This window comes from Marinihelvus fidelis (genome assembly GCF_008725655.1).
Classification (GTDB): Bacteria; Pseudomonadota; Gammaproteobacteria; order Xanthomonadales; family SZUA-36; genus Marinihelvus; species Marinihelvus fidelis.
Genome location: NZ_VYXP01000002.1, coordinates 14203 through 37346, shown reverse-complemented (window position 1 = coordinate 37346; position 23144 = coordinate 14203). Strand labels below are relative to the sequence as shown.

Annotated in this window: 22 protein-coding genes; 19 read left to right on the top strand and 3 right to left on the bottom strand. The window is 58.0% G+C overall.

Annotated elements, in window-relative coordinates:
- Nucleotides 1–21: 21 nt before the first annotated feature.
- The 4 genes from F3N42_RS01550 (at nucleotide 22) to F3N42_RS01535 (ending at nucleotide 5008) form a co-directional block, all read left to right on the top strand.
- Nucleotides 22–720, top strand: coding sequence for a metallophosphoesterase family protein (locus tag F3N42_RS01550; protein ID WP_263595887.1), 699 nt, complete (start codon nucleotides 22–24; stop codon nucleotides 718–720).
- Entirely contained in the window at nucleotides 717–2108 is a 1392-nt protein-coding gene (locus F3N42_RS01545) for an O-antigen ligase family protein (RefSeq protein WP_150862634.1), read from the top strand. The genes F3N42_RS01550 and F3N42_RS01545 overlap by 4 nt, the downstream gene beginning before the upstream one ends.
- Before the next feature lie 30 nt (nucleotides 2109–2138).
- The gene (locus F3N42_RS01540; protein ID WP_150862633.1) at nucleotides 2139–4349 is read left to right on the top strand and encodes a CHASE2 domain-containing protein; all 2211 of its coding nucleotides are present in this window, start codon (nucleotides 2139–2141) and stop codon (nucleotides 4347–4349) included.
- A 173-nt stretch (nucleotides 4350–4522) separates the two neighbouring features.
- A complete protein-coding gene (locus F3N42_RS01535; RefSeq protein WP_150862632.1) occupies nucleotides 4523–5008 on the top strand; it encodes a FecR family protein in 486 nt (161 codons plus the stop codon).
- Nucleotides 5009–5088: 80 nt separating this feature from the next.
- On the opposite strand, the gene F3N42_RS01530 is transcribed toward F3N42_RS01535, so the two are convergent.
- Nucleotides 5089–6288: a hypothetical protein gene (locus tag F3N42_RS01530; RefSeq protein ID WP_150862631.1), complete on the bottom strand. Its 1200-nt coding sequence runs from the start codon at nucleotides 6286–6288 to the stop codon at nucleotides 5089–5091.
- 113 nt (nucleotides 6289–6401) lie between these two features.
- Between F3N42_RS01530 and F3N42_RS01525 the strand changes: the two genes are divergently transcribed.
- From F3N42_RS01525 to F3N42_RS01475, 11 genes are all read left to right on the top strand, one after another.
- Nucleotides 6402–7439: an MraY family glycosyltransferase gene (locus tag F3N42_RS01525; protein WP_191621165.1), complete on the top strand. Its 1038-nt coding sequence runs from the start codon at nucleotides 6402–6404 to the stop codon at nucleotides 7437–7439.
- A 23-nt stretch (nucleotides 7440–7462) separates the two neighbouring features.
- Nucleotides 7463–7963 carry a transcription termination/antitermination protein NusG gene (nusG, locus tag F3N42_RS01520; RefSeq protein ID WP_150862629.1) on the top strand — a complete coding sequence of 167 codons (501 nt, stop codon included), beginning with the start codon at nucleotides 7463–7465 and terminating at the stop codon, nucleotides 7961–7963.
- Between the two features lie 88 nt (nucleotides 7964–8051).
- Entirely contained in the window at nucleotides 8052–8387 is a 336-nt protein-coding gene (locus F3N42_RS01515; RefSeq protein ID WP_263595886.1) for a MarR family EPS-associated transcriptional regulator, read from the top strand.
- Nucleotides 8384–9652 (top strand): nucleotide sugar dehydrogenase, encoded by a 1269-nt coding sequence (locus tag F3N42_RS01510; RefSeq protein ID WP_150862627.1) that lies wholly within the window; start codon nucleotides 8384–8386, stop codon nucleotides 9650–9652. Before F3N42_RS01515 ends, F3N42_RS01510 begins: the two co-directional genes overlap by 4 nt.
- A 2-nt stretch (nucleotides 9653–9654) precedes the next feature.
- Nucleotides 9655–10668, top strand: coding sequence for an NAD-dependent epimerase/dehydratase family protein (locus F3N42_RS01505; protein ID WP_150862626.1), 1014 nt, complete (start codon nucleotides 9655–9657; stop codon nucleotides 10666–10668).
- 90 nt (nucleotides 10669–10758) lie between these two features.
- Nucleotides 10759–11985, top strand: a complete 1227-nt coding sequence (locus F3N42_RS01500) for an oligosaccharide flippase family protein (RefSeq protein ID WP_191621164.1) — start codon at nucleotides 10759–10761, stop codon at nucleotides 11983–11985.
- Nucleotides 11915–12886 carry a sulfotransferase domain-containing protein gene (locus F3N42_RS01495; protein ID WP_150862624.1) on the top strand — a complete coding sequence of 324 codons (972 nt, stop codon included), beginning with the start codon at nucleotides 11915–11917 and terminating at the stop codon, nucleotides 12884–12886. The genes F3N42_RS01500 and F3N42_RS01495 overlap by 71 nt, the downstream gene beginning before the upstream one ends.
- Complete coding sequence (locus F3N42_RS01490; RefSeq protein ID WP_150862623.1) at nucleotides 12877–13425, top strand: acyltransferase; 549 nt, start codon at nucleotides 12877–12879, stop codon at nucleotides 13423–13425. The genes F3N42_RS01495 and F3N42_RS01490 overlap by 10 nt, the downstream gene beginning before the upstream one ends.
- Nucleotides 13426–13710: 285 nt before the next feature.
- On the top strand, nucleotides 13711–14808 hold the full coding sequence (locus tag F3N42_RS01485) for a glycosyltransferase (RefSeq protein WP_191621163.1): 1098 nt from the start codon (nucleotides 13711–13713) through the stop codon (nucleotides 14806–14808).
- Nucleotides 14808–15608 carry a class I SAM-dependent methyltransferase gene (locus tag F3N42_RS01480; protein WP_150862621.1) on the top strand — a complete coding sequence of 267 codons (801 nt, stop codon included), beginning with the start codon at nucleotides 14808–14810 and terminating at the stop codon, nucleotides 15606–15608. The genes F3N42_RS01485 and F3N42_RS01480 overlap by 1 nt, the downstream gene beginning before the upstream one ends.
- Nucleotides 15609–15657: 49 nt before the next feature.
- Complete coding sequence (locus F3N42_RS01475; protein WP_191621162.1) at nucleotides 15658–16854, top strand: glycosyltransferase; 1197 nt, start codon at nucleotides 15658–15660, stop codon at nucleotides 16852–16854.
- 7 nt (nucleotides 16855–16861) lie between these two features.
- On the opposite strand, the gene F3N42_RS01470 is transcribed toward F3N42_RS01475, so the two are convergent.
- Nucleotides 16862–18244: a phenylacetate--CoA ligase family protein gene (locus tag F3N42_RS01470; RefSeq protein ID WP_150862619.1), complete on the bottom strand. Its 1383-nt coding sequence runs from the start codon at nucleotides 18242–18244 to the stop codon at nucleotides 16862–16864.
- Nucleotides 18245–18341: 97 nt separating this feature from the next.
- On the opposite strand from F3N42_RS01470, the gene F3N42_RS01465 reads away from it, so the two are divergent.
- From F3N42_RS01465 to F3N42_RS01455, 3 genes are read left to right on the top strand one after another with little or no spacing between them, the layout of a single operon-like run.
- On the top strand, nucleotides 18342–19412 hold the full coding sequence (locus tag F3N42_RS01465) for a glycosyltransferase family 4 protein (protein WP_150862618.1): 1071 nt from the start codon (nucleotides 18342–18344) through the stop codon (nucleotides 19410–19412).
- Between the two features lie 19 nt (nucleotides 19413–19431).
- A complete protein-coding gene (locus F3N42_RS01460; RefSeq protein ID WP_150862617.1) occupies nucleotides 19432–20478 on the top strand; it encodes an EpsG family protein in 1047 nt (348 codons plus the stop codon).
- Nucleotides 20479–20496: 18 nt separating this feature from the next.
- Nucleotides 20497–21624, top strand: coding sequence for a glycosyltransferase family 4 protein (locus tag F3N42_RS01455; protein WP_150862616.1), 1128 nt, complete (start codon nucleotides 20497–20499; stop codon nucleotides 21622–21624).
- Here the strand turns inward: F3N42_RS01455 and F3N42_RS01450 are convergent, their stop codons facing one another.
- On the bottom strand, nucleotides 21625–22617 hold the full coding sequence (locus F3N42_RS01450; RefSeq protein WP_191621161.1) for a nucleotidyltransferase family protein: 993 nt from the start codon (nucleotides 22615–22617) through the stop codon (nucleotides 21625–21627).
- Nucleotides 22618–22860: 243 nt separating this feature from the next.
- Between F3N42_RS01450 and F3N42_RS01445 the strand changes: the two genes are divergently transcribed.
- Nucleotides 22861–23100, top strand: a complete 240-nt coding sequence (locus F3N42_RS01445; RefSeq protein ID WP_191621160.1) for a PqqD family protein — start codon at nucleotides 22861–22863, stop codon at nucleotides 23098–23100.
- Nucleotides 23101–23144: the final 44 nt, after the last annotated feature.

The following is a 23144-nucleotide window of genomic DNA, read 5'->3' as shown; positions in this document are numbered from 1 at the left end:
CGGTACGTTCCCGGTGCGCGGATGTACTGCATCGGTGACATTCACGGGCGCGCCGACCTTCTGGAAGACCTTCACGGCGCAATCCTTGGAGACGTCGAAGGATTCGATGGCGAGCGTCACGTGCTTTACCTGGGCGACTACATTGACCGCGGCACACAGTCCCGGGAAGTGATCGACATGCTGCTGGATGACCCGCTGCCCGGGTTCGAGCGCATTTTCCTGCGCGGTAACCATGAACAGGCTATGCTGGACTTCATGCAGCACCCGGAAAACGTCGCCGGATGGCTGGGCTTCGGTGGGCGCGAAACCCTGGCCAGCTATGGCGTCAACGTGTCGCTGTTTCCCTTGATGAAGGAGCTCCCTGAGCTGGCCCGCTCTCTGGCAGCTCACCTGCCGGACACGCACCTGGCCTTCCTGGACAGCGGCCTCGACAGCTGGCGCGGTGGTGACTATTTCTTTGCCCACGCCGGAATCAGGCCTGGCGTGCCATTGGATGAGCAGCACACCGAGGACCTGTTGTGGATTCGCGATGAATTCCTGCAAAGTCCGGCCAATCACGGCGTGGTTGTGGTTCACGGCCATACCATCACCACCGAGCCGGAAATGCTGCCGAACCGTATCGGAATCGACACGGGCGCGTTTCACTCCGGTGTGCTGACCGCGCTGGTGCTTGAAGGCACCGAACAGCGGCTGCTGCAGACCGGGCCCGAAGCCGCTTGAACCCGGGCGCGGGGCAGGGCAGTCGGCTGGAAGCCGGGCTCCTGGCGCTGTTGCTGCTGGGTGTTGTCGCCGCCGTCATTCCCTTCGGCTCGAACCGGGAATGGTCTTGGAGCGTCTGTGCGCTGTTTATGGGCGTGGTGGGCGTGGCCTGGTCGGCGTTGGCGTTGTTGCGGGTGGTCCGCGCCTGGCAACCACCGCTGGTCGCCTCGGTGCTTTTTCTCCTCGTGTGCGCCTGGGCCTGGCTGCAGACTTGGGCCGGGCTGCCGTCGGACTGGGCTCACCCATTGTGGTCCCTGGCCGTTAGCGCACTGGGCACGGGTTCGGAATTTCCGATGACCGTGTCCCTGGCGGCCGATGACGGCATGACCGCGCTGATGCGGTATGCGGCCTACGGGCTCGTGTTTTTCCTTGCTTTCCAACTGGGGCAGGACCCGAACCGTGCGGCTGGGGTGGTGCGCTGGCTGGCCATCGCCGGCGTGGTGATGGCCGGGTATGGCCTGGCGGCCTGTTTCGGCCAGTGGGATCGGTTGCTGGGTATCTGGCCATTTGAAGCCCGCACCGTGGTCCGCGGCACCTTCGTCAACCGCAACTCCTTCGCCACCTGGATGGGGCTGATGCTTCTGTGTGCGCTGGCGTTGTCCTGGCGCCACGTTGCGCCGCGACGCAACCCGGCTTACCAGCTGCCGTCCAGTGACCTGGCGCAGCGGCTGGAGCGGTTCCTGGTCAGCGCCTGGCGGCCACTGCTCATGCTGCTGCTGATGTCGGCGGCGCTATTTCTGAGTGGCTCGCGCGGTGGCTTTGCGGCCACCCTGGCGGCGACGCTGGTGTTCCTGTCTGCATTGGGCTGGCGGCGCTGGCGTGGCAGCACCGGCCGGCGCGTGCTGGTGGCGATGGTCGTCGCGGCGCTGGTGTGCACGTTCTGGCTGACCGGTTCGGGGCTGATGAAGCGGCTCGACCGTTCCGGTGCGGACATGGCCTCGCGTGTTGAGGCCTACACGCTGGTGGCCGGCGGCATCGATGACAACCCGGCCCTGGGCTTTGGCTACGGCACCTTCGCCGACAGTTTCAGGCTGTACCGCGATGAGCGCCTGCGCGCGCATTTCGACAAGGCGCACAATACCTACATGGAAAACCTGTTTGAGCTGGGCTGGCCGGTGGCGCTGGCGCAGTTTGCGGTGATCGCGGCCCTTTTGCTGACCTGCCTGCGCGGCTGGCGGCGGCGCTCGGTCAACCCGGTCTACCCGGCCCTGGGCATCGCCGCCACGGTCCTTGTGGCCGTGCATTCGCTGGTCGACTTCAGCCTGCAGATTCCGGCCACGGCCATGGCCTATGCCCTGATCATGGGCATTGCCTGCGCGCAGTCACGGCGCGGTTCGATATACTCCTAACAGGACCGAAAGGGGCAGGGGGCACAAGGCTTGAAACGTTACCTGATCCGGCTGGTGTCTTCCCTGGCGCTTATCGGCCTGCTGGCGGCACATATCCTGGGCAATATTCACATTCCGTTCGTGGCGCAGTTCGAACGACTGCTGTACGACACGCGGGTGCGCCTGAGCGCCCCGGGCGGCAAGGATGACAAGATCGTCATCATCGCCCTGGATGAACGCAGCCTGGACGCCGAGGGCCACTGGCCCTGGTCGCGCGACAAGCTGGCGCGACTGGTTTCGCAGTTGTACGCCTACGGGGTCGAGGTGGTCGGTTTCGACGTAGTGTTCCCGGAACGGGATGTCAGTTTCGAACTCGAAACGCTGAAGCAGCTTGGTCGCCAGGACCCGGCATTCAGCCGCAAACTGGAACGGTTCTCGCCGCAGCTTGACCGGGACGCGATCTTTGGCGATGCCCTGGCACAGGGCCGCAGCGTGGTTGCCTTCTATTTCCATACCGATGAACGGGCCCAGTACGAGACTGGCGACCTGCCGATTGCGGCGTTCGAGTTCGACGACGCTATCCGTGACGATATCCGCCTGCCCACCGCGACGGGCTACAGCGCCAATGTGCCGGAGATCACCGAGGGCGCCTGGTCCGCGGGTTTTATCAGCAACCCGCTGATCGGTGAGGACGGCATCGTTCGGCGTGCGCCGCTGCTGCACGCCTACGGCAACAACGCTTACGAGTCGCTGTCGCTGGCCATGGCGTCGACCTACTTGGATGACATCGCACTGCCGGTGTTTGTTGACGCACCGTTGTTGCTGCAAGGCTATCCGCCGCTGGAGGCCATTGTTCTGGGTGAACGGCACATCCCCGTTGACGCCCAGGGCGCGGTGCTCGTGCCATACCGTGGTGGCGCCGGCAGTTTCAATTACGTGTCGGCCACTGACGTCATCAACGGCACTGTGCCCAACCCCGAACAACTGGCCGGTTCGATCACGCTGATCGGCGCGACGGCCCCGGGGCTGGTTGACCTGCGATCGACGCCATTCGGCTCGATTTACCCCGGGGTGGAGGTCCATGCCAACGTGCTGGCGGGCATTCTCGACAACAGCTTCCGCTGGCAACCGGCCTATACCCAGGCCGCGGAACTCATCGCCGTGCTGGCCTTCGGCCTGCTGGCCGCGCTGGTGTTGCCGGTGCTGTCGGCGGTGTACGCCACGTTGCTGCTGATCGTCATGGTGACTGCCGCGGTATGGACCAATGCCTACCTCTGGGACGAGAAGCTCCATGTCCTGCCGCTGGCAACCACGCTGATCGTGTTGTTTGGTACCTACCTGCTCAACATGGTCTACGGCTACTTCTTCGAGTCACGCAGCCGTTCGCACATGAACGACCTGTTCGGCCAATACGTGCCGCCGGATCTGGTCTCGGAAATGGCGCATGACCCGACCCACTACTCGATGGAAAGTGAGAAACGGGAACTGTCGGTACTGTTTACCGATATCCGCTCGTTCACAACCATCTCCGAGGCACTGGACGCACAGGAGCTGTCTGACCTGCTGAACCGCTTCCTGACGCCGATGACCGAGGTTGTACACGAGACCCACGGCACCATCGACAAGTACATGGGCGACTGCATCATGGCGTTCTGGGGCGCGCCGCTGCGCGACGCCAACCATGCCGAGCACGCGATTGTCGCTGGCCTGGGCATGCTGAACGCGTTGACCGCGCTGAACGAATCATTTGTCGAGGAGGGCAAACCCGAGTTGAAGATCGGTGTCGGCGTCAATACCGGCACCATGAGCGTGGGCAACATGGGTTCGCGGTTCCGGCGCGCGTATACCGTGCTGGGTGACTCGGTCAACCTGGGGTCGCGGCTTGAAGGGCTGACCAAGGCCTACGGGGTCGAGATGCTGGTCAGCGAGTTCACCCGGGACGCCGCCGCGGACCGCTTTCTCTACCGCGAGATCGATCGCGTCCGGGTCAAGGGCAAGCGGTTGCCGGTTGGCATCTACGAAGTGGTTGGTGAGGCGTCGAGGGTGCCGGACATCGAACGCGCCCGCCTGTTGCAGTTCGAACAGGCGATGAAACTGTACCGCGCACTGGACTGGGATGGCGCCGAGGGCATCATGCTGGACTTGGTTGACCAGGTGCCGGACAAGTTGCTTTACCGCATGTACCTGCAGCGCATTCGCACGTTCAGGGCGGAGCCCCCGCCAGCGGACTGGGATGGCGTTTATACGCACGACTCGAAATAGCCCCTGAATGATATGGAACCGGTTGATTTTCCGTATGTCGTGGTAAGGGTGTGTTTGTCGCATCCGGTTTTCTGACAAGCACATGGCACATGCCGCCAACTAAAGTTTCGCTGGCGGGTATATACTGTAACGATTAGGCGGTTATTGTTGGGCACCGCTGAGGGACAAGGGAAATGAATAGGTTTCGCACTACCCTGATCGCGGGAATCATGGCACTGGCAGCCACGCTCCCGGCGGTCGCGGATGACGACACGGCCATGCTGGTGGCCTCGCGCGGTGATGTATTCGCCGAACGCGAGACCGATCGGCGCGCCCTGCAACGCGGGGACGGGGTCAGCGAGGAAGAGCGGATCATCACCGGGCCAAAGAGCTTTGCGGTGCTGCAATTCGTGGACGGCGCCAAGGTGACGGTGACGCCGAACAGCATCCTCGACATCAAGGAATACGTCTACAACGGCCAGGAAGGTAATGCGGCAACGCTGAGCCTGGTCGAAGGTGGCCTGCGCGTCCTGACCGGCGCGATGGCGAAGTCTGAACCCGAGAGCTTCAAGGTGGAAACGCCGGTGGCGCTGATGGGTGTCCGCGGCACCGAGTTCTCGGTTCTGCTGTGTGACGACGGCACCATCTGCCAAGAAGAGGGCGCGAGCTTCAGCGAATAGTTCGCGACGTTTCCAGGGACAAAAAAAACCGCGCTCCAGGGCGCGGTTTTTTTATGCCCGGCCAGTGGCCGGAACCATGATCAGTTCTCGCTGGCCGGCAGTTCCGGCTGGGGCGGGTCGGGCAGTTCGATTTCCGGCGGCACCGGGGGCTGGTCAGGACCATCCGGCGGGCCGGCATCCGGTGGCAATGGAATGGTTGGGGGTAGTACCGGGTCCGTCGGCGGATCAGTCGGGGGTTGCGCGCCCGGTGCATCGCCCTGTTCCGTGCCCATGACACCCGCGGCGGCCACCGGCGGTGCGACGCCGCAGTGGCGCGCGTGTGATTCGTCGTCGTAGACCGAGAACATCGCGGGCACGGTCTGCATGCCCATGTTGCCCGCAACCCGAAGACGTTCGGGCTCATCGGCTGTGACCTGGGCGGAACCCGGCACCAGCGCCAGGTTGATGGGCTTGCCATTGAAACCGTTGGCGGAGAGGTCGTTTCGCAACTGCGCCGCCCGGGCCGGGTCGATATCGCCCATCGCCGGCGCGCCGACCGAATCGGCCAGTACTTCGGCGACAAAGTCGGTATGGCGATCACCCGCAAAGATCACCGGCGGCGACGCGGGCAGGATGCCGTTTTCCGCATAAACCTGGGCGATGTTTCCCGGCGTAGGCGCGTCGCCGAAGTAGGAAATCGGCACGACGTTCTGGTCGTGGTACTGGAACAGTGTCGGAATAGGGTCGTCGCCGTACTTCGCCTTCAGGTCTGCCAGGTGATTGGTGTCAACGATGACCTGGCCGGTGCCGTAGAACAGGCCGATGATCAGTGTGTCCGGGCGCAACGCGGCCTGTGGCGCGTCAGCGGGGCCGGCGACATACCAATAGGCGTCGGAGACAAACGCATCGATCTCGGCTGCAGGAAACGCCCCATGCGAGCCGCCATCAAGAAAATGCGGTTGGCTGTCGAGCACCATCTGCTGTTCGAAGAAATTCTGTGCGACACCGCGAATCTGTTCACCTGCTGGCAGGCTGTCCAGGGCAAAGGTCTCGAGCTGGCCGCGATTTCCGGCGTAGCCGGTACCGCAGGGCCAGTTAAGCGCCGCAGGGCGGGCATCCAAAAACTCCAGCCCGCTGCGCGTGATCGCCGCAGATTCACCCGATTTGACGTCAATCTGGCGGTCGCCCTGCTGGATGTAAATGGCCTTCTCGTCCACCGTGGTGTACAGGGTGGTCTGGTCGGCGTCCTGCTGGCCCAGGATGGCTGGGCTGACAAGAACGGATGCGATCAGGACGGACAATGGCGTCCTGGAAAGGCATTTCATGCGGATGGGCATCTGGGCCTCAAAAAAAACCGGTTCGACCAACACCCAATATAGCATCATAATTCGGCCACATGGACGTGGAGGGTGGAATGTCATTGCAAGGGGAAAACTGGCCATGGGTGGCCGCAGGGATCACGCTGCTGATGGCGGCGGCGCTGGTGCCTGTCGCCCGACGGGCCGGGTGGCTGGACTGGCCTTCCGGGAGAAAGCAACACATTGAGCCCACGCCACTGGTGGGTGGCCCGGCTATCTTTGGCGGATTGTTCGCGACCCTGGCGCTGGCTGGTGTTGGCACCGCGGCATTACCAGCCGCCTGTGCGTTGATCATGGTGACCGGGCTGGTTGATGACCGATGGCCCCTTAGCGCTTCCGTGCGGTTCGGCCTGCAGACCATGGCCTGCCTGGTCATGGTTTTTGTCGCCGACGTCTACCTTGCGGATTTTGGGCGCCTGTTCATGGACCGGGTCCTTGATCTTGGCCTGCTGGCGGTGCCCATCACGGTCTTCGCGGCGCTGGGTGTCATCAACGCGTTCAACATGATCGACGGTGTCGACGGCGTCAGCGGTAGCATTTTTGTGCTCTGTTGCCTGTCGATGGCACTGCTGGCGGCCGTGGGCGGCCGGGCCGACATGCTGCCCAGCCTGCTGGTTTCGGCCGGTGCGGTATGCGGCTTCCTTTTACTGAATGCACGGCTGCCATGGAACCCCGTGGCCCGGGTGTTTTTGGGTGATTCCGGTTCATTGCTGCTGGGCCTGCTGCTGGCCTGGTTCTTTATCGACCTGGGCAATGGCAGCCGCACGGGCGTGGAGCGTGCCTTCGCGCCGATGACGGCGGTGTGGATTTTCGGCCTACCATTACTCGATACCACCCGCTTGATGGCCAGCCGCTGGCGGGCCGGCCGGTCCGCCTTCAGTGCCGACGACCGGCACCTGCACCACGCGCTGGCGCAGTCAGGGCTCAGTGTGGGGCAGACCTGGGGCGTAGTCGTGTTGCTGAGTGCCGGGTTCATGGTTGCTGGCATTGCCATGGAGTGGTTCGGCGTGCCCGAGTGCATTCGTTTCTACGCCTTTATCGCCACCGGCGTGGCCTACCTGCGCTGGATGCGGGTACACATGTTCAAAGAGTGAACACAACCTGCTAAGGTGAATGGATGGAGTGGTTTGCCGTCTATACCCGGCCTCGCCAGGAACGGGTCGCGAGAGAGCACCTGCAGCGCCAGGGCTTCGATTGCTTTTTGCCGCTGGCGGAAAACCCGTACCAGAAGCTGCGGCGACAGAAGCTGCGCGCTGAACCTTTGTTTCCCCGTTACCTGTTCCTGCAAGCGGAGCCCGGCCGGCAGAACCTGGCGGTCGTGCGTTCCACCCGCGGCGCCGTTGACCTGGTGCGCACGGGGTGTTCCCTGTTGCAGGTCGACGCTGGAGTCATCCAGGCCTTACGGTCCCGACAGGACGACGCGACCGGCCTGATCAGGTTGGCTCCTGACCCGGTGCGGGTAGGGGACCGTGTCCAGGTCTTCACCGGCCCGCTGGCCGGGCTTGAAGGCGTGCTCGCCGAGCGCTGTGGTGAAACCCGGGCCATGCTGATGCTGGGCCTGCTGGGGCGATCGACCCTGGTTGAAGTGGATGCGCTGGCACTGAAACGCGCCGTCTGAATCTGGCGCCAGAGTTTTTCCACCCGCGGTGCCCACGCACCGTGTGGCGGTAGCGTGCCCGATTCCCGCGCACGGCATATTCAAGATGATGAGCAATCCCAACGAAACCCAGTTCCGGCTGCTCCGCTACCTGGACAGCCACCCGCAGGTCAGCCAGCGCGAGCTGGCCGAACACCTGGGCGTGAGCCTGGGCAAGACCAACTACTGCCTGCGCGCGCTGGTGGAGAAAGGCCTGGTCAAGGCCCGGAACTTCCGCAACAGCCAGAACAAGCGCGCCTACCTGTACAAGCTCACTCCGCAGGGCATTGAGGCGAAGGCGCGCATCACCGCGCGCTTTCTGAAGAGGAGAATGGACGAGTACGAACGACTGAAGGGCGAGATCGAACAGTTGCAGCGTGAAGTGAACGGGGAGGGCGGCGAATGAGCCATTCATTGCCTCGCATCGCCATCATCGGGCTGGGTTACGTGGGCGCGCCGTTGATGGCGGCATTTGCCAGGCATTTTGAAGTCACCGGCTTCGACCTTGACCGTGGCCGGGTGACGGAACTGGCCAGCGGATCAGACCGAACCGGCGAACTCTCTGCCGAGGAATTGGCGGTGATTGGTGGGGCGCGCCTGGGCCACGAGGCTGCGGTACTGGCCGACTGCAATGTCTATATCGTCACTGTCCCCACCCCGGTCACCGAGGATAACGAGCCCGACCTTTCGCCATTGCACGCCGCCTGCGAGGCCATCGGCCCGCAGTTGCAGCCGGGCGATACCGTGGTGTTCGAGTCAACGGTCTACCCCGGTGCCACCGAGGAGGTCTGCGTGCCGGCGCTGGAGCAGTTGTCCGGCCTGCGGGGCGGCAGCAACGAAGGGTTCTGGTACGGCTACAGCCCCGAGCGCATCAACCCCGGCGACCGCACGCGGCGACTGGAAAGCATCGTCAAGGTGGTGAGCGGTTGCTGCGCCGCGTCACTGGACTTCATCGACGGGCTATATAGCGCCATCGTGCCCGCGGGCACCCACCGCGCGCCCAGCGTCCGCGTCGCCGAGGCCGCCAAGGTCATCGAAAATACACAACGGGATGTGAACATCGCGCTGGTGAACGAACTGGCGATGCTGTTCGACCGGCTGGGCCTGGATACCCGCGACGTGCTCGCCGCCGCCGGCACCAAGTGGAATTTCCTGCCGTTCACACCCGGCCTGGTCGGCGGGCACTGTATTGGCGTGGATCCGTATTACCTGACCCACAAGGCGCGGGCTGTCGGCTTCGACCCGCAGATCATCCTGGCCGGGCGCGGTGTGAACGATGGCATGGCCACCTTCGTGGCCTCGAAAGTGGTTGGGCTGATGGCCGAGCGCGGTGTGGCCGCTGACGGCGCGCGTGTGTTGGTCATGGGGCTGACATTCAAGGAAAACTGCCCGGATACACGGAATAGCCAGGTGTTTCGGTTGATCGCGGAATTGCAGGCGGCCGGGTGCGACGTGGACGTGCTGGATCCCTGGGTCAGCGCTGAACAGTCGCGGGGGATACGCCTGGTGACCGAGCCGGCGCAAGACAGCTATGACGCGGTCATCGGCGCCGTCGCACACAGGCAGTTTGAGGCCGTGTCCGCCGAGTCGCTGATCGGCTGGGGACGCGGCGACTGTGTGTATTTTGACATCAAGAGCGTGTTCGGCACGCGGGCAACGGCGAGGCTGTAAGCATGACCCGATACGAAGAAGTCCAATCCGCGCTGAAGGCCACACCCAGGACCTGGCTGGTCACCGGCGTCGCCGGTTTCATCGGCGCCAACCTGCTGGAAAAACTGCTGTCGCTGGACCAGGCCGTTGTCGGCCTGGACAACTTTGAGACCGGTTTCCAGCACAACCTTGACGACGTGCGGTCATGTGTAAGCGCCGAACAATGGGCCCGTTTCCGGTTTATCGAAGGCGACATCCGCGACCTCGATGACTGCCGCCGAGCCGTGGCTGGGGTCAATTACGTGTCCCACCAGGCCGCGCTGGGTTCGGTTCCCCGGTCACTCGAAGACCCGATCAACACCAACCGCGCGAACATCGACGGCTTCCTGAACATGCTGGTCGCAGCAAAAGACGAAGGCGTGAAGAGTTTCACCTACGCCGCCTCGAGCTCCACCTACGGCGACTCGGAAGAGCTGCCCAAGGTGGAAGAGCGCATCGGCAAGCCGCTGTCACCCTACGCGGTCACCAAGTACGTCAACGAGCTATACGCCGACGTCTTCGCGCGCTGCTACGGCTTCAACTCGATCGGCCTGCGCTACTTCAACGTATTCGGCCCGCGCCAAAATCCGGACGGCGCCTACGCCGCGGTCATCCCAAAGTGGATCGGCGCCATTCTGCGCGGCGAGCCGGTCTACATCAATGGGGACGGGGAGACGAGCCGGGACTTCACCTATATCGATAACGCGGTGCAGGCGAACTTGTTGGCAGCGGTGGCAGACGAGGATGCGGTGAATCGGGTTTATAACGTGGCTTGTGGTGAGCGTACGACTTTGAATGAGTTGTTCGATGGGCTAGCAAATGCAGTGGAAAAGGTAAAAGGTGCGGCGGTACAACGGCCGAATTATCGGAGTTTTCGCGTAGGCGACGTCCGACATTCGTTGGCGGATATTCAGGGGATCACGTCCATGTTGGGCTACGCGCCATCAATCCTGATCACGCAAGGGCTGCGCCAGTCCGTTGGTTGGTTTTGTCCATAGCGCGCTGCAGCGGCAGTAGTGGCGAGGTGGCTGATTAAGCTGCGAGGATTTGGCCTAAGTCTCCTTTTGCGGGCTGCGACCCTCGCGGCAATGGCGTTTTCAGGGTTGCTACTAGCCAAAATCATGCCTCCTGAGCAATACGGAATCTACGGGCATGCACTCAGTATCGTCGGAATTGCGTCGATTTTAGGTGCATTCGGAACTGAAACATTTCTGTTCCGCGAAGTTGGTGCGAAGGGCGGCCGCGCAATTCGATTCCAGCTACGCCAAGAGCTCGTGGGATTTAGCGTTATAACAGTATTGGCATTCGCTTTGTGCTCGGTGAGTCTTGCAAACATTATGATCCAAACTGTCGGCGAAAGAGGTGTGGGTGCTCTTGGCGGTGCAGCCAAACTGGTTGTGGGCGGTCTGATCTTGGTTTTTTCGATCATTGCTCCTTTCAAGGGCGTCGCAAAAGGTGAGCAAAGGTTTTTGCTCGCCCAAGGGCCTGATGGTGTTCTCAGGCCTCTATTGCTGGTCGCGATGGTCGTTGCGTGTTGGCAATCGGGTATCCAGGTAGATGCCGATTTGGCAATCTCGCTCTATTTATTTGCTGCGGTGATCGCTCTGGCTGTGCTTTGTGTTGGCGTCCTCGCGGGTCGGGGAATGAGTTTTCAATATCCTGATCCTTCAACCCGAAATCAATGGATATTCGCGTGTGCTAGTTTGCTGTTCGTTGCTGCGGCAATGGTCCTCAATCGTCAAGTTGATGTAATTATGCTCGGGTTTCTGGTTGACGAATCCAGCACCGGAGCTTACGTGTTAGCTACTCGTTTCGCTGACCTGGTCGCTATCACCCTTACGGCACTTGGTATCAGTCATGGGGCGCGGTGTGCCAAGTGGTTGAAGCGAGGGGAGATCACAAAGCTTCAAATTGCGATTAAAACAGGAACAAGAGTTGCTTTTTCTCTGACCATTATTCTGGTTGTGATTGTCTGGGTGGCAAGCCCGTATGTGTTGGCCTGGTTTGGTTCTAGTTATCTTAATGGGCTCGATTCTTTGCGTGTCTTAATCGTTGCACAGTTGATTAATACAGGGTTCGGGTTGACAGGATTGCTTTTGATCATGAGTGGCGCACAGGCCTGGTATTCAAAGGTTCTTATGTTTTCCGCAACAATCAATATCGTACTAAATTTGATTCTGGTACCAAAATTGGGAGTGCTTGGTGCTGCGGTTGCAACGCTCGTCGTGACGTTGCTTTGGAACATTGCTGCCTGGGTTCGCATTCGACGAACTATCGCCGTGGACAGTTCAGTCGTGGGGTATTGCCCTGCCTAAGGCTAACCTATTTATCGTAGGTGCACCCAAGTGCGGTACCACAGCGTGGTGGTATTACCTGTCGAGACATCCAGAGATTTTTATGGCAGAGCCGAAAGAACCTCACTATTTCAATACCGACTTTGAAAGTTTCAGATGGGTGAAGTCCAAGGAACAGTATGACCAACTTTTTAGCACCGCCGGGGACGCAGCGGTACGTGGAGAGGCGTCAGTCATGTATCTGTACTCTAGTGAGAGTGCTAAAAATATCTTCGACTACAATGCTGACGCGCGCATTTTGATATTCCTGCGTGATCATGCGGAGTTCTTGCGTTCGTATCACCAGCAACTTCTGATCAATCTTGATGAAGACCAATCTGATATCAAGGTCGCCTTGCAACTTGAGTCGATCCGGTCGCGGGGAGAGAAGGTGCCTCGGCATTGTCGTGATTCCCGGTTCCTGGAGTACTCGAAGGTGGCTTCATTTGGGCCTCAAGTGCAGCGTTACATTGAAATATTCGGAAGCGAGCGCGTCAAAATATTGTGGATGGAGGATTGGGCTGGCTCGGTAAGCGCTGCCTGGAAAGAAGTTCTGGAGTTCTTGGGGCTGCATTCAGAAGGTGGGATTCTGTTTGACAGAATTAACGTCGCTCGAAAACCAAAAAGTCTATTTCTGTCAGAAGCATACAAAAGGCCACCACAATGGTTGAAGCGAATCTCTCGTGTTTCAAAACATTTGGGACTAAATACACAGCGGCTTAAACAGATCGTTCGGAACTTCAATGAGTCCGAATTTCAACAAACGGGCATGGAAAGAGAGCAAGTCCTAAAGATACTGGGCGCCACAATTCAGCACGACATGGACAGGCTAAGTGCGCTCGGGTGTTTGCCGTTGACGCGTGGGCGACAAACATGGGAATAACGCGAGTTCTTCGAATAGCAAATTCCGTATTTCGTCGGAAGCTGATACAGCTTTGCTCCAAAGGGCAAGTCTCTTTTTCAAGCAATGTCTTGGTCGATAATGGGGTGGTAATTCGTTGCACTGATGGCGGTAAAGTGCACATTGGTTCAGGTGTGTTCTTGGGCAGGAATGTGATGATCGTTTCTCGAGGTGCGGCTATTCACATCGGTGATCGAACTCATGTTTCTCACGGAACTACGGTTGTGGCCAAATCGTCCATTTCTATCGGTGACGATGGACTGATTGGCGAGTACGTGACGATTCGGGATCAGGATCATGCGATTTCGAAAGGCCGCATTAGCCACCAAGAGTTCGCAATCAAGCCGGTTGTTATTGAAAGTAATGTTTGGCTCGGTGCGAAAGTAACGGTTTTAAGAGGCAGCAAAATTGAATCTGGCGTTGTAGTCGGTGCAAATTCGCTTGTGAAGGGGAGGTTGGCTAGTGGCGCTGTTTACGCCGGAATTCCGGCAAAGCGCGTAAAAGTTCTATCACCTGACTGATTTACACCTGAGTTAACTTATTAGCTCAGCTAATTCCGCTAGCAAATGGGGTTGAAGCAAAGTCCTAGCGCTTGACTACAAAGGTCAAGAGCTGGCCGTTTCTGAGCAGTTGAATTGCTTAAATGACAAACTAGAACTATGGAATTTGAGTATCGGGTTTCCCAAACCAAGGCTAGCAATTTTGGATGCTTTGAAGAATGTGGGGTCAATTGAGTTTTTTTCTGTTCATGAAGCTCTAATTGCCGCCTGTAATGGCTTTACATCAAACCATTTATACCCAAGTTTTTGAGTTACCAAATATCCATTCTCTTACCTGATTTGCGAATTGGTGGTGTGGAAAAGGTTCAGCTTTCTCTAGCTGAAAAATTCAGGAACGCCGGATTCTTAGTCAAGTTGCTAGTGATGCAGCGTCGCGGGGATTTGCTTCAACAAGTCCCTCAAGGAGTTGCAGTCAAAAGCTTGAATGTCGCGCGAATACGAGAAGCATGGTGGCCGCTGCATCAATACCTTCGTAAGGAACAACCAGATGCACTTCTGGCTGCAATGTGGCCATTGACTGGCGTTGCTTCGGTTGCTTGCAAAACCAGCGGGTTCAATGGAACCCTGATTGTGAGTGAACATAACGATTTTCGCCGGGCGCCAGCCATAACGACTTTCGAACGTAGGCTCCTGCGCTATCTCGGTAGATTTATCTACCCGCTTACCGGTCATGTTGTTGCGGTTTCGCAAGGGGTCAAAGACAGCCTTGGTGAAATTGCACGACTGCCTAGTAAGTCAGTGAAGGTCATTCATAACCCAATCTCGGTTTCAGGCGCCACAGAGTTTGCTGAGGAAGATCGTCATCTGGTTCGATGGTGGCAGGGAGGTGCGGCCAAGTTGTTGGCTGTGGGAAACCTGAAACGCCAGAAAGGGTTTGACGTGCTTCTGGATGCAATGAGCATGGTCTCGGCGAGACTGGATGTGCGACTCCTGATTATTGGCGAAGGAAAGTTAAGGGCGCAGCTCAACGCGCAGTGTAGTCGGTCGGGGCTTGGCGAATATGTCCGGCTTGTTGGAGCAAGGCCCGACCCAGGGCCTTTTTACAACGATGCCGACCTGTTTGTCTTGTCGTCTCGTTGGGAGGGGTTTGGAAACGTAATCGTGGAATCGCTTGCCTATGGAACACCGGTCGTCAGTACGGATTGCATGAGTGGACCGGCTGAAATACTTGATAACGGCCGGTACGGCGCTTTGGTAAGTCAGGATGACCCGGGAGCGCTTGCTGAAATGATCCTGCGGCAGATAACTGCACCTCATGACGTTGAAGCGCTGAAAAAGCGAGCAGCTGAATTTAGCCCAGAAGTCGCCGCCAATAAATATTTGACGCTATTCGGCCCAACCTGATGAGCACGATTGCTGAGAAGTTCAAGACGATATTTTGGTTTGTTCAAAGGCCAGACCATTGGTCTCACATGGCGGGTTTGGTTCTGCGCAAGTTCAGAAAGAACCATGACTCTGCAGCACTACGTGCCGCGGCGACAGCTTGGGCGAATGAGCAAGCCGAAGACGCCGACATCGTGTTGGAAAGCGTTGGGTTGGAGCTGAACGATGAAAGTCGTTTTGAGCTGCCCAAGGCTCTTGTTACCGAGGCCAAAGAAAGAGTGTCTCGATGCCCATTGAGCATGGGTGGGCCGGGCGATCTGGATTTGATTGCCCAAGCTGTTGTTCGTATTGGTGCTGCCAGGGTCATTGAGACTGGAGTGGCATATGGCTGGTCTTCACTCGCGATCCTTGCTGCACTGGAACACAATAAGGGTGGCAGGTTGGTCAGTGTTGATATGCCTTATCCAAAGATGGATAACGAACCATGGGTAGGTGTTGCAGTTCCGGACAGATTGAGATCGTTATGGAAGATCATTCGAAAGCCTGACCGAAACGGCCTGAAAGAAGCGATTGCTGAATTTGATGGGCAAATTGACCTTTGCCACTATGACAGTGACAAATCATGGTGGGGGCGAAGGTACGCTTACCCATTACTTTGGCGTGCACTCAGGCCAGGCGGAATACTCATTTCCGATGATATTCAGGACAATTTTGCCTTCAAAAACTTCGTGGAGAAGGTGAAGCCCAGGTTCGGGGTGACAGAGTGCGAGGGAAAGTACGTAGGAATTGTTGTGAAGCCGCTCGCTTTCGGAAATGCCTGAACATAGTTCAGGTTTAGCACTTGGGGGTTCAGCTTCTTCTGAGCATGACTTGACTGTTGTTTATCTGACCCGCACTGGCCTACTGGAGCCCTTGGGGCAATCACAAGTGTTTGCCTATCTCCAAGCGCTGGCAAGCAACTTCCGCATCGTGCTCGTGACCTGCGAGAAGAAGGCCGATTTTGCTGATCGAGCAAAGGTTGATGCCGCCAGACTTAGTTGCCGGCAAATAGGCATAGAGTGGAAACCGCTGCCATTCGAGCAGGGTCCTCGCTCGATATCCATTCTGCGTCAGTTGTTTCAGTTTGCAGCAACGGTTCGTCGAGAGCACAAGCGAGGCAAGGTGATTGTGCATGCGCGAAGCTACCTTCCTGCGTTGGCCGGCCTTGCGATGTTCAAGCGGTATGACATTCCGTTTGTTTTTGACATGCGCGCGTTGTGGCCGGAAGAGCTCATTTTGGCTCGGAGGCTCAAACGGGGTTCTCTAGTGCACAAGGGGTTGGTTTCTCTAGAGCGACAATGCTTAATGAATGGCGAAACTGTTTCATTGACCAAGGCGGCTGCGGATCATTTGGAAAAGCAGTATCCAATCGCTTTGGCAGGCCGGCAGATTCACGTGATTCCGACCTGTGCTGATCTGTCGGCCTTCACCCCCAAAATCGAACCCGGTGATCAACTGATTTTCGGCTGCAACGGTACGGTGTTGAGTGGCTGGTTCAGGCTCGATCTTCTGGCGCGAAGCTTTAACGCTCTGGCTGATGCGTTTCCGTCGGCGCGACTGCAGATTGTCACCAGGGATGACCATGCGGAAGTGAAACGCCGGTTGGCAGAAGAAGGTTGCCAGGTTGAGAAGGTGGAGATATTCGAGGCAGCACCGGAAGAAATGCCCGCGATCGTCCAGAAGCAAACGGCATCCATGATGTTTTTCAAAGGCGGCCTGGCAAAACTCGGCAGTTGCCCGACGAAGCTCGGGGAAATCCTGGGCTGCGGTCGGCCGGTCATCAGCAACCGCGGAATTGAGGAGGTGTATCGGATCATCACGGACAATCGTGTGGGCGTTGAGTTTGTTGAGAGTGAGCCAGCGACTTTCATTCAATCGTTAACCCGATTGTTAGCCGATGAGTCATTGTCCGGTCGCTGTCGACAAACAGCCGAACAAACGTTCAGTCTCGAGCGGGGTGTGGGTTCCTACCGGAAGATATACCGACACGTTTCAAGCGTCCGGAATCTCGCTAAGCAGGCGACTTGAAGAAGTATCAAAATTCCCGAATCACCGCCCTGAGTTTTCCGTTCGCCCCCCGAGGTAGTGATTCGAATGATTCACACCTGATTTCCACGGGCCCCAACCGTTGAAGGATTTCGTGTTTTATCGAATCCAGATGATTCAATGAAAAACCATTTCTGATATCGGGTACGTACCGGAACAGGACTTTATCCGGCGTTTGCTGGACGACCTGGCTTTCCAGAATAGTGGATGGAACATTGGAAAAAATACGATTCAGGGCGACCACTTCGCCGCGATGGCGCGTCCACAGAATGTCGTCTCGCCGACCGTTGATCGATCCGATGACCGGCATGCTGGTCACGAAACTTGAAAAAGATGGCTTCTCGGGAACGGTGACGGTGTCTCCAATTCGATACCGGATCAGGGGGTAAGCGTAAGAGGTGAAGCTGGTGACCAGGAGTTCTGCGAATTCGCCGGGGCCGGCGGACGATTCCGTTCCCGGTTTGACGAATTCGAACACGCCCGAGTCAGAATTGATTACAAGTTCACCGTTCGGGGCTTCGGTGATAAATGGTGCGCCTTCGGAGGACGAGTAGAAGTTGGCCACCGGACATTGGAACGCCTCTTCCAGCAGAGAGCGTTGGGACGGGTCCAGTTGCTCGGCAGTCGACATGATGAGCTTTGGCTTGACGCAACCCTGGCGGCCATCATCGACGATCTTTCGGGCAACGAAACACATCATTGATGGGTATCCGTCCATCAGTTCCGGTTGGAATGATGTCAATGCTTCAAGGTAGGCGGAGGCATTGTCGGGATGCAAATGATAGGACGACATTAGCAACTGGTTGCCGGAAGCGTTTTTTCTCCAGAAAACCCGACCGTTTCGAGTGTTGTCAAAGATCGGTTTGCCGCTGAAACGTGCATTTCGCACTCCGGGATGAATGCAGTACCACGCGTAGAACCGGTAGAGTGTCGCGTGACGTTCTTGCAGGTCGGCCGGGGTAAAACCCAGGTTCAGCGGCGTGCCCGTTGTGCCACTGGTATTGATCTTGATCAGTGAAGATTTGGAAAACGCATTGCTGCGTATGGCGTCAGTCTGTTCTCTGAGTGACGCTTTTTCGAGAACGGGAAGTGAACCAAGTTCGGAGAGCGAGCTAAACTTTCGAGGCGAATCCTTGAGCAAATTTTCGTAGTACGGTGAACTGGTTTTCGCGTGGGACAGCAACTGATTCAGTTGGTCGAGCTGGTATTGTTCAACCCGGTCGACGGACCAGTTTGTTCGTTGCATCGCAAGTTCGAGCCTTTCTGAAAATTGCCCGCCGAAACGCTGCCTTTTTAACTGGTGGCCCTTAAATGACAGTGCGAGATTTTGGGCCGATACAGGCAGGTGTCTGTAGATCGTTTCGACCTTCATTCGATGGTTGACTCCGAGAAGTCCGTGTCCGCCGCGGGGTTGATGAAGTATACCGACTGCTAATGACATCAAGTGATATCCACCCGAATTGGCCGACGTGAAAAAAATACTGGTGCTCAGTGTCTATCCACTTGGTACGACGGCAGGCATCCGATATCGGGTTGAGCAGTACCGGGACTGTTTTATGCAGGCTGGATACAAGCTCGAGTTTTTGCCGTTCTTTACCCGGAATGCCTATCTCTCATATCGAAAAGGCGGCGTGTTCAAGAAAGGGCTGCAGATTCTGTGGGGAATGGCGAAACGGATAGGGTTGCTGGTCCGGCCACCCCGTCATGAAGTGTTGTGGTTATACCGGGCTTCCACACCCACCGCTTTGACTGTATTCGAACGGTACGTCACCTGGCGTTGCAAAAGCCGCCAGGTATACGAGTTTGATGACGCAATCTGGTTGAAGGGGCCGGGGATCGGTGCCTTGAGGCATCGGCTTACGACTGGATCGAGAGTGACAAAAAGCTGCAAAAAAGCGAACGCCGTCATTGTGGGTAACCAGTACCTCGCCGACTACGCATCGGCACTCAATGCTTCGACAACGGTGATACCAACGACAGTCGAAGTGCATCACAGATTTCTCCCGGGCATCGAAACGCGCGAGCCAACCATCGTTTGGACCGGCTCATTTTCCACCCTCGAGTATCTTGAAAGACTGTTACCCGTGCTTGAAAAGGTCATCGAGCGGACCGGGGCTAAACTGAAAGTCATTTCCGATGTGTTTCCCGAGTCAGCCGAGCTGGATTTCGAATGCATCCCGTGGTCAGAAGCGACCGAGCATGTTGCTTTGCGAGGGGCCTGGGTCGGCGTCATGCCCCTGGATGACAACGCCTGGACGAAAGGGAAATGCGGCTTCAAGGCTATTCAATACATGGCCAGTGGCGTAGTACCCGTTGTTTCCGACGTGGGTGCCAATCGAGATATTGTCGAAGATGGTGTCACGGGGTTCTTGTGCGCTACCGAGACGGAGTGGGAAGAAAAGTTAATTCAGGTGATAGAGAACGAGGGTGTGCGAGCAGAAATGTCCGCCAAGGCGCGAGATGTGGCCGTGCGGCGGTATTCCTCGGTGGTCCAATGCGCACTGCTTCGGCACGCCGTGACTGGAAAAACAGAAAGTTGATTGCCGTGGAGGCCAGCTAATGGCGGCTTACTGGGCGCTTTTTTGCATACCGGCATTTCTGGCGCTTTCTCGAAGCCAGGCGCTGAGGCCCACTCCGGGTATCTGGTATGGATTCGCTGTCGTGATCGCGCTGTTTATCGGTACGCGCTATTTCGTCGGCGGTGACTGGGTCACTTATGAGTTCATCTTCAGGACGATTTCGCACGCGAATTTTGGCCAATTGAGTGAAATTGGCAGCGACCCGGGATACACGATGACCAACTGGGTTGTGGGTAAGCTCGGTGGGAACATCGTGGTCGTTAATGTGATTTGTGCCGTCCTGTTCACGATTGGGCTGTGGCGGTTCTGCAGGTCCCAGCCTTATCCCTGGCTTGCCGTGATCGTCGCGATTCCGTATGCGGTGATCGTCGTTGCCATGGGATATACACGGCAGGGGGTGGCGCTTGGTCTGATTCTCTGGGCACTGGCATGCTTGGGGGAAGGCCGCTTCTATCGGTACCTTCTGCTGATTGCACTCGCGGCCACATTTCATCGCACCGCCGTGCTCCTTATCCCCCTTGGAATATTCGTAGATGGGCGAGGCAGGGCTTTCCGGTTTCTGTCGGTGGCGTTGGCTGCTTGGGGTCTATGGGATGCCATGCTTGCGGAAGACAGCGAACATCTTTGGCGAACCTATGTCTCTGACGTAGGGTTTGTGTCTGAAGGCGCGTATGTCAGGACGCTGATGAATTTTGTGCCAGCCATGATCATGCTGATTTACTGGAAGTCATTTCGGAACACGATGGCGCTTCCAGGGGTATGGCGAGTGATGTCGGTCGCCGCTGTCATTTGTATGCTACTCGTTCCGTTTGCAACGACGGCTGTAGACAGGGTTTCTCTGTACCTTATCCCGTTGCAAATCGTGGTGTTTTCGCACTTTCCGCTGGTATCTGGCCTCCAACGGAACAAGACAATGATTGGAGTCATTGTCGTTGCTGGTTACGCATTGGTTCAGTTTGTCTGGTTGAATTTTGCCCAGCATGCATACGCTTGGTTGCCTTACAGGAGCATCCTGCTTGGCGGTTAACCGCCTGGCAATTCTCACATGCACATCACCCTAACCGCCAACACCGACTGGTACCTCTACAACTTCCGCCTCGACCTGGCGCGCGCCGCACGCCAGGCGGGACACCAGGTCAGCATGGTCTGCCCGCCTGGATCATATGTCGAAAAGCTGCGGGACGAGGGGTTTCGGGTTCGGACGTTCACCGCGCCGGCGGCCGGGTTTTCGCTGATGGGGAACCGCCGTGCGTTGAAGGAGATCACGGCGGCATACCGGGCGTTGCGGCCGGAGCTGGTGCACCTGTTTACGCCGGTGTGCGTATTGCTGGGTAGTATTGCTGCACGGCGTTGCCGAGTGCCGTTCAAGGTGGCGGCTTTGACAGGGTTGGGTCATGCGTTTACTTCTAACAGCGCGAAAGCCAGGGCAGCGCGGCCGGCTTTGAAGTGGCTGTTTCGGCGCGAGTTGCGGCGGCCGGGGACTGCGGTGGTGTTTCAGAATGAGGCCGATCGTGACGAGCTTGTCGCGTTGGGCGTTGTGTCGTCGGAGCAGTCCCGGCTTGTTCGAGGGTCGGGTGTCGATACGAAAAGATTTTTGCCGCGGAGTGAGGTTCGTGAAGATAGCGAGATTCGGATTTTGTTCGCGTCGCGGCTGCTTCGGGAGAAGGGGCTGGAGGAATTGCTCGCGGCGTTTGCGCTTGTGCGCCAGGGCCTTGTGGACGCGAAGCTGTGGATTGCCGGTGAGCCATATCCGCCCAATCCCAGCAGCTTTTCCCGCTCAGAGGTGGAGGGTTGGTCCAGGCGTCCTGGAGTAAAGCTGTTGGGGCATGTTGAGGACATGCCCGGGTTGCTGGCGCAGGTGGATGTCGTGGCGTTGCCGTCCTACCGGGAAGGGACGCCAAAAATTTTGCTGGAGGCCGCGGCTTGTGGGTTGCCGGTTGTCGCCACCGACATACCGGGCTGCCGGGGCGTGGTTGAAGATGGTGAAAGCGGCTTTCTCGTTGCGCCGGGTGCGGTCGAGCCGCTGGCTGATTGCCTGCAGAAACTGGCCGGGAATCCGGAATTGCGTCGTCAATACGGACAGCGGGGCAGGGCGATCATCGAAGCGGGGTTTACGCATACGCGGGTCATCGATGACACGCTTGCGATCTATGCTGACCTTTCTACAGCCTAGCTAGCGGCGCAGGCGGTTGTGGGCCACTTCGGCCAGGAACTGCCACTTCGCTCGCCAGCCGCTCTGTCCGCTGAAGTCGGCCCAGGCCCATCGCCAGGGCGATGCATTAGCCAGGCGTGCCGTGGGTTCCTGTTTACGCCTCGCGGTCAGCGCATCGAGGTACATAGCGTTGATTTCCAGGCCGAAAGCGTCCTGGCAGGCCTGCAAGGCATCGCCGCAAATGCACCCCAGGCCCCTTGATAATGCCAGTTCCAAGAAGCCTTCGCGGCCTGTCGATGACATCTGCCCAAAGAGAAGGTGAATGTCATAAAGCCAGATTAACCGCTGGCTTTCACGGTTTCGGCCATGGGCGATCCGATGGATACAAAGGTGTAACAATTGCTTCGGATCGGACAGGGTAACCATCCGTTGCCCGGCGATGGTCCCGGTACCGTCGAACGGTGGTTGTTCTGGATTTGTGACCGGAACAGCGCTGCCCAGGCAGTCATCAAAGTCCAGGGCGTCCATGAAATGCAGGCGATTGCTTAGCCGATGATGGACGTCAAACCACAAAGCCGCACCCTGGAACTGTTCCCTGGTGGCCTGGAACTGTTTCCGTGACCGGGTTTCAAGGTCATCATTGACCAGTGTGTAACCCGCGTCTCGAAAGGTGCCAATTAACCGGGGTGCGTCACTTTGTCGAACCCAGATGTCGGTATCGCAACGCGGACGCAACCGCGAATGCGGGTAAACGGTGCGTGCAAGGGCGGCGCCCTTAAGTAACAGGGCGTCGATGCCATTGTTCTTGAGTATCTGCCAACATTTCTGCAGCGTGTCGTTCAGGGCCAGGTCCATCGCGGCGTCGCGTCGGGCTTCGTCCCTCAGCGCCCGCCGGGAATTCTCACTCAAGCCGGTAGCGGCATCATCAGCAAGGCGTTGGTCAAGCAGGGCGGCGACGCCCTGGTGTATCGCGAAGAACACCAGTTCCGGGCTGTCGATGTGCGCGAGTTCCACTGGCTGCCCATCTGCAGATGTGCGACCCGGTGCCGCTGCGATCGCCGAGGCAATAGCGCCCCAGGCATCGCTTGGCATTCTGGTCGTTTTTGCATCGGGCGGCATAGCGGTCTTCAATAGGCTGACATCAGTTCAATGGCGGATTCTAGCCTGAATATGCACCTGTCCCGATGGCGATAACTTGAATAGACTCTGCGAATGAACTCTCTCAATCTAACGGCCCGGTACGGTGTTGCGCCGACAGTGCGCACACAGTCCGTACATGATGAACTGGTCATTCTCGACCTGGCCGAGGGCGAGTATTACGGGCTTGATCCCGTCGGCGCGCGTTTCTGGGCCTTACTCGAAACAGGGGTAACGGTTGCCGAGGCGCTCGACAGCCTGTTCGATGTGTTTGATGTAGGTCGGCAGCAACTCGAAGCCGATATCGCTCGTTTGCTGGAAGACTTGACGGCCAAAGCATTGCTGCTTGCCCGGGACTGACCGGTTTGCAGTACCGTATATTCGACACACCGCTTACGAGTGAA

Excerpts from the sequence above, each read along its gene's own strand:
- F3N42_RS01550 (WP_263595887.1), top strand. The coding sequence starts at position 22 with ATGTACTGCATCGGTGACATTCACGGGCGCGCCGACCTTCTGGAAGAC.
- F3N42_RS01535 (WP_150862632.1), top strand. The coding sequence starts at position 4,523 with ATGAATAGGTTTCGCACTACCCTGATCGCGGGAATCATGGCACTGGCA.
- F3N42_RS01525 (WP_191621165.1), top strand. The coding sequence starts at position 6,402 with ATGTCATTGCAAGGGGAAAACTGGCCATGGGTGGCCGCAGGGATCACG.
- nusG (WP_150862629.1), top strand. The coding sequence starts at position 7,463 with ATGGAGTGGTTTGCCGTCTATACCCGGCCTCGCCAGGAACGGGTCGCG.
- F3N42_RS01515 (WP_263595886.1), top strand. The coding sequence starts at position 8,052 with ATGAGCAATCCCAACGAAACCCAGTTCCGGCTGCTCCGCTACCTGGAC.
- F3N42_RS01510 (WP_150862627.1), top strand. The coding sequence starts at position 8,384 with ATGAGCCATTCATTGCCTCGCATCGCCATCATCGGGCTGGGTTACGTG.
- F3N42_RS01505 (WP_150862626.1), top strand. The coding sequence starts at position 9,655 with ATGACCCGATACGAAGAAGTCCAATCCGCGCTGAAGGCCACACCCAGG.
- F3N42_RS01500 (WP_191621164.1), top strand. The coding sequence starts at position 10,759 with ATGGCGTTTTCAGGGTTGCTACTAGCCAAAATCATGCCTCCTGAGCAA.
- F3N42_RS01490 (WP_150862623.1), top strand. The coding sequence starts at position 12,877 with ATGGGAATAACGCGAGTTCTTCGAATAGCAAATTCCGTATTTCGTCGG.
- F3N42_RS01480 (WP_150862621.1), top strand. The coding sequence starts at position 14,808 with ATGAGCACGATTGCTGAGAAGTTCAAGACGATATTTTGGTTTGTTCAA.
- F3N42_RS01470 (WP_150862619.1), bottom strand. The coding sequence starts at position 18,244 with ATGAAGGTCGAAACGATCTACAGACACCTGCCTGTATCGGCCCAAAAT.
- F3N42_RS01460 (WP_150862617.1), top strand. The coding sequence starts at position 19,432 with ATGGCGGCTTACTGGGCGCTTTTTTGCATACCGGCATTTCTGGCGCTT.
- F3N42_RS01455 (WP_150862616.1), top strand. The coding sequence starts at position 20,497 with ATGCACATCACCCTAACCGCCAACACCGACTGGTACCTCTACAACTTC.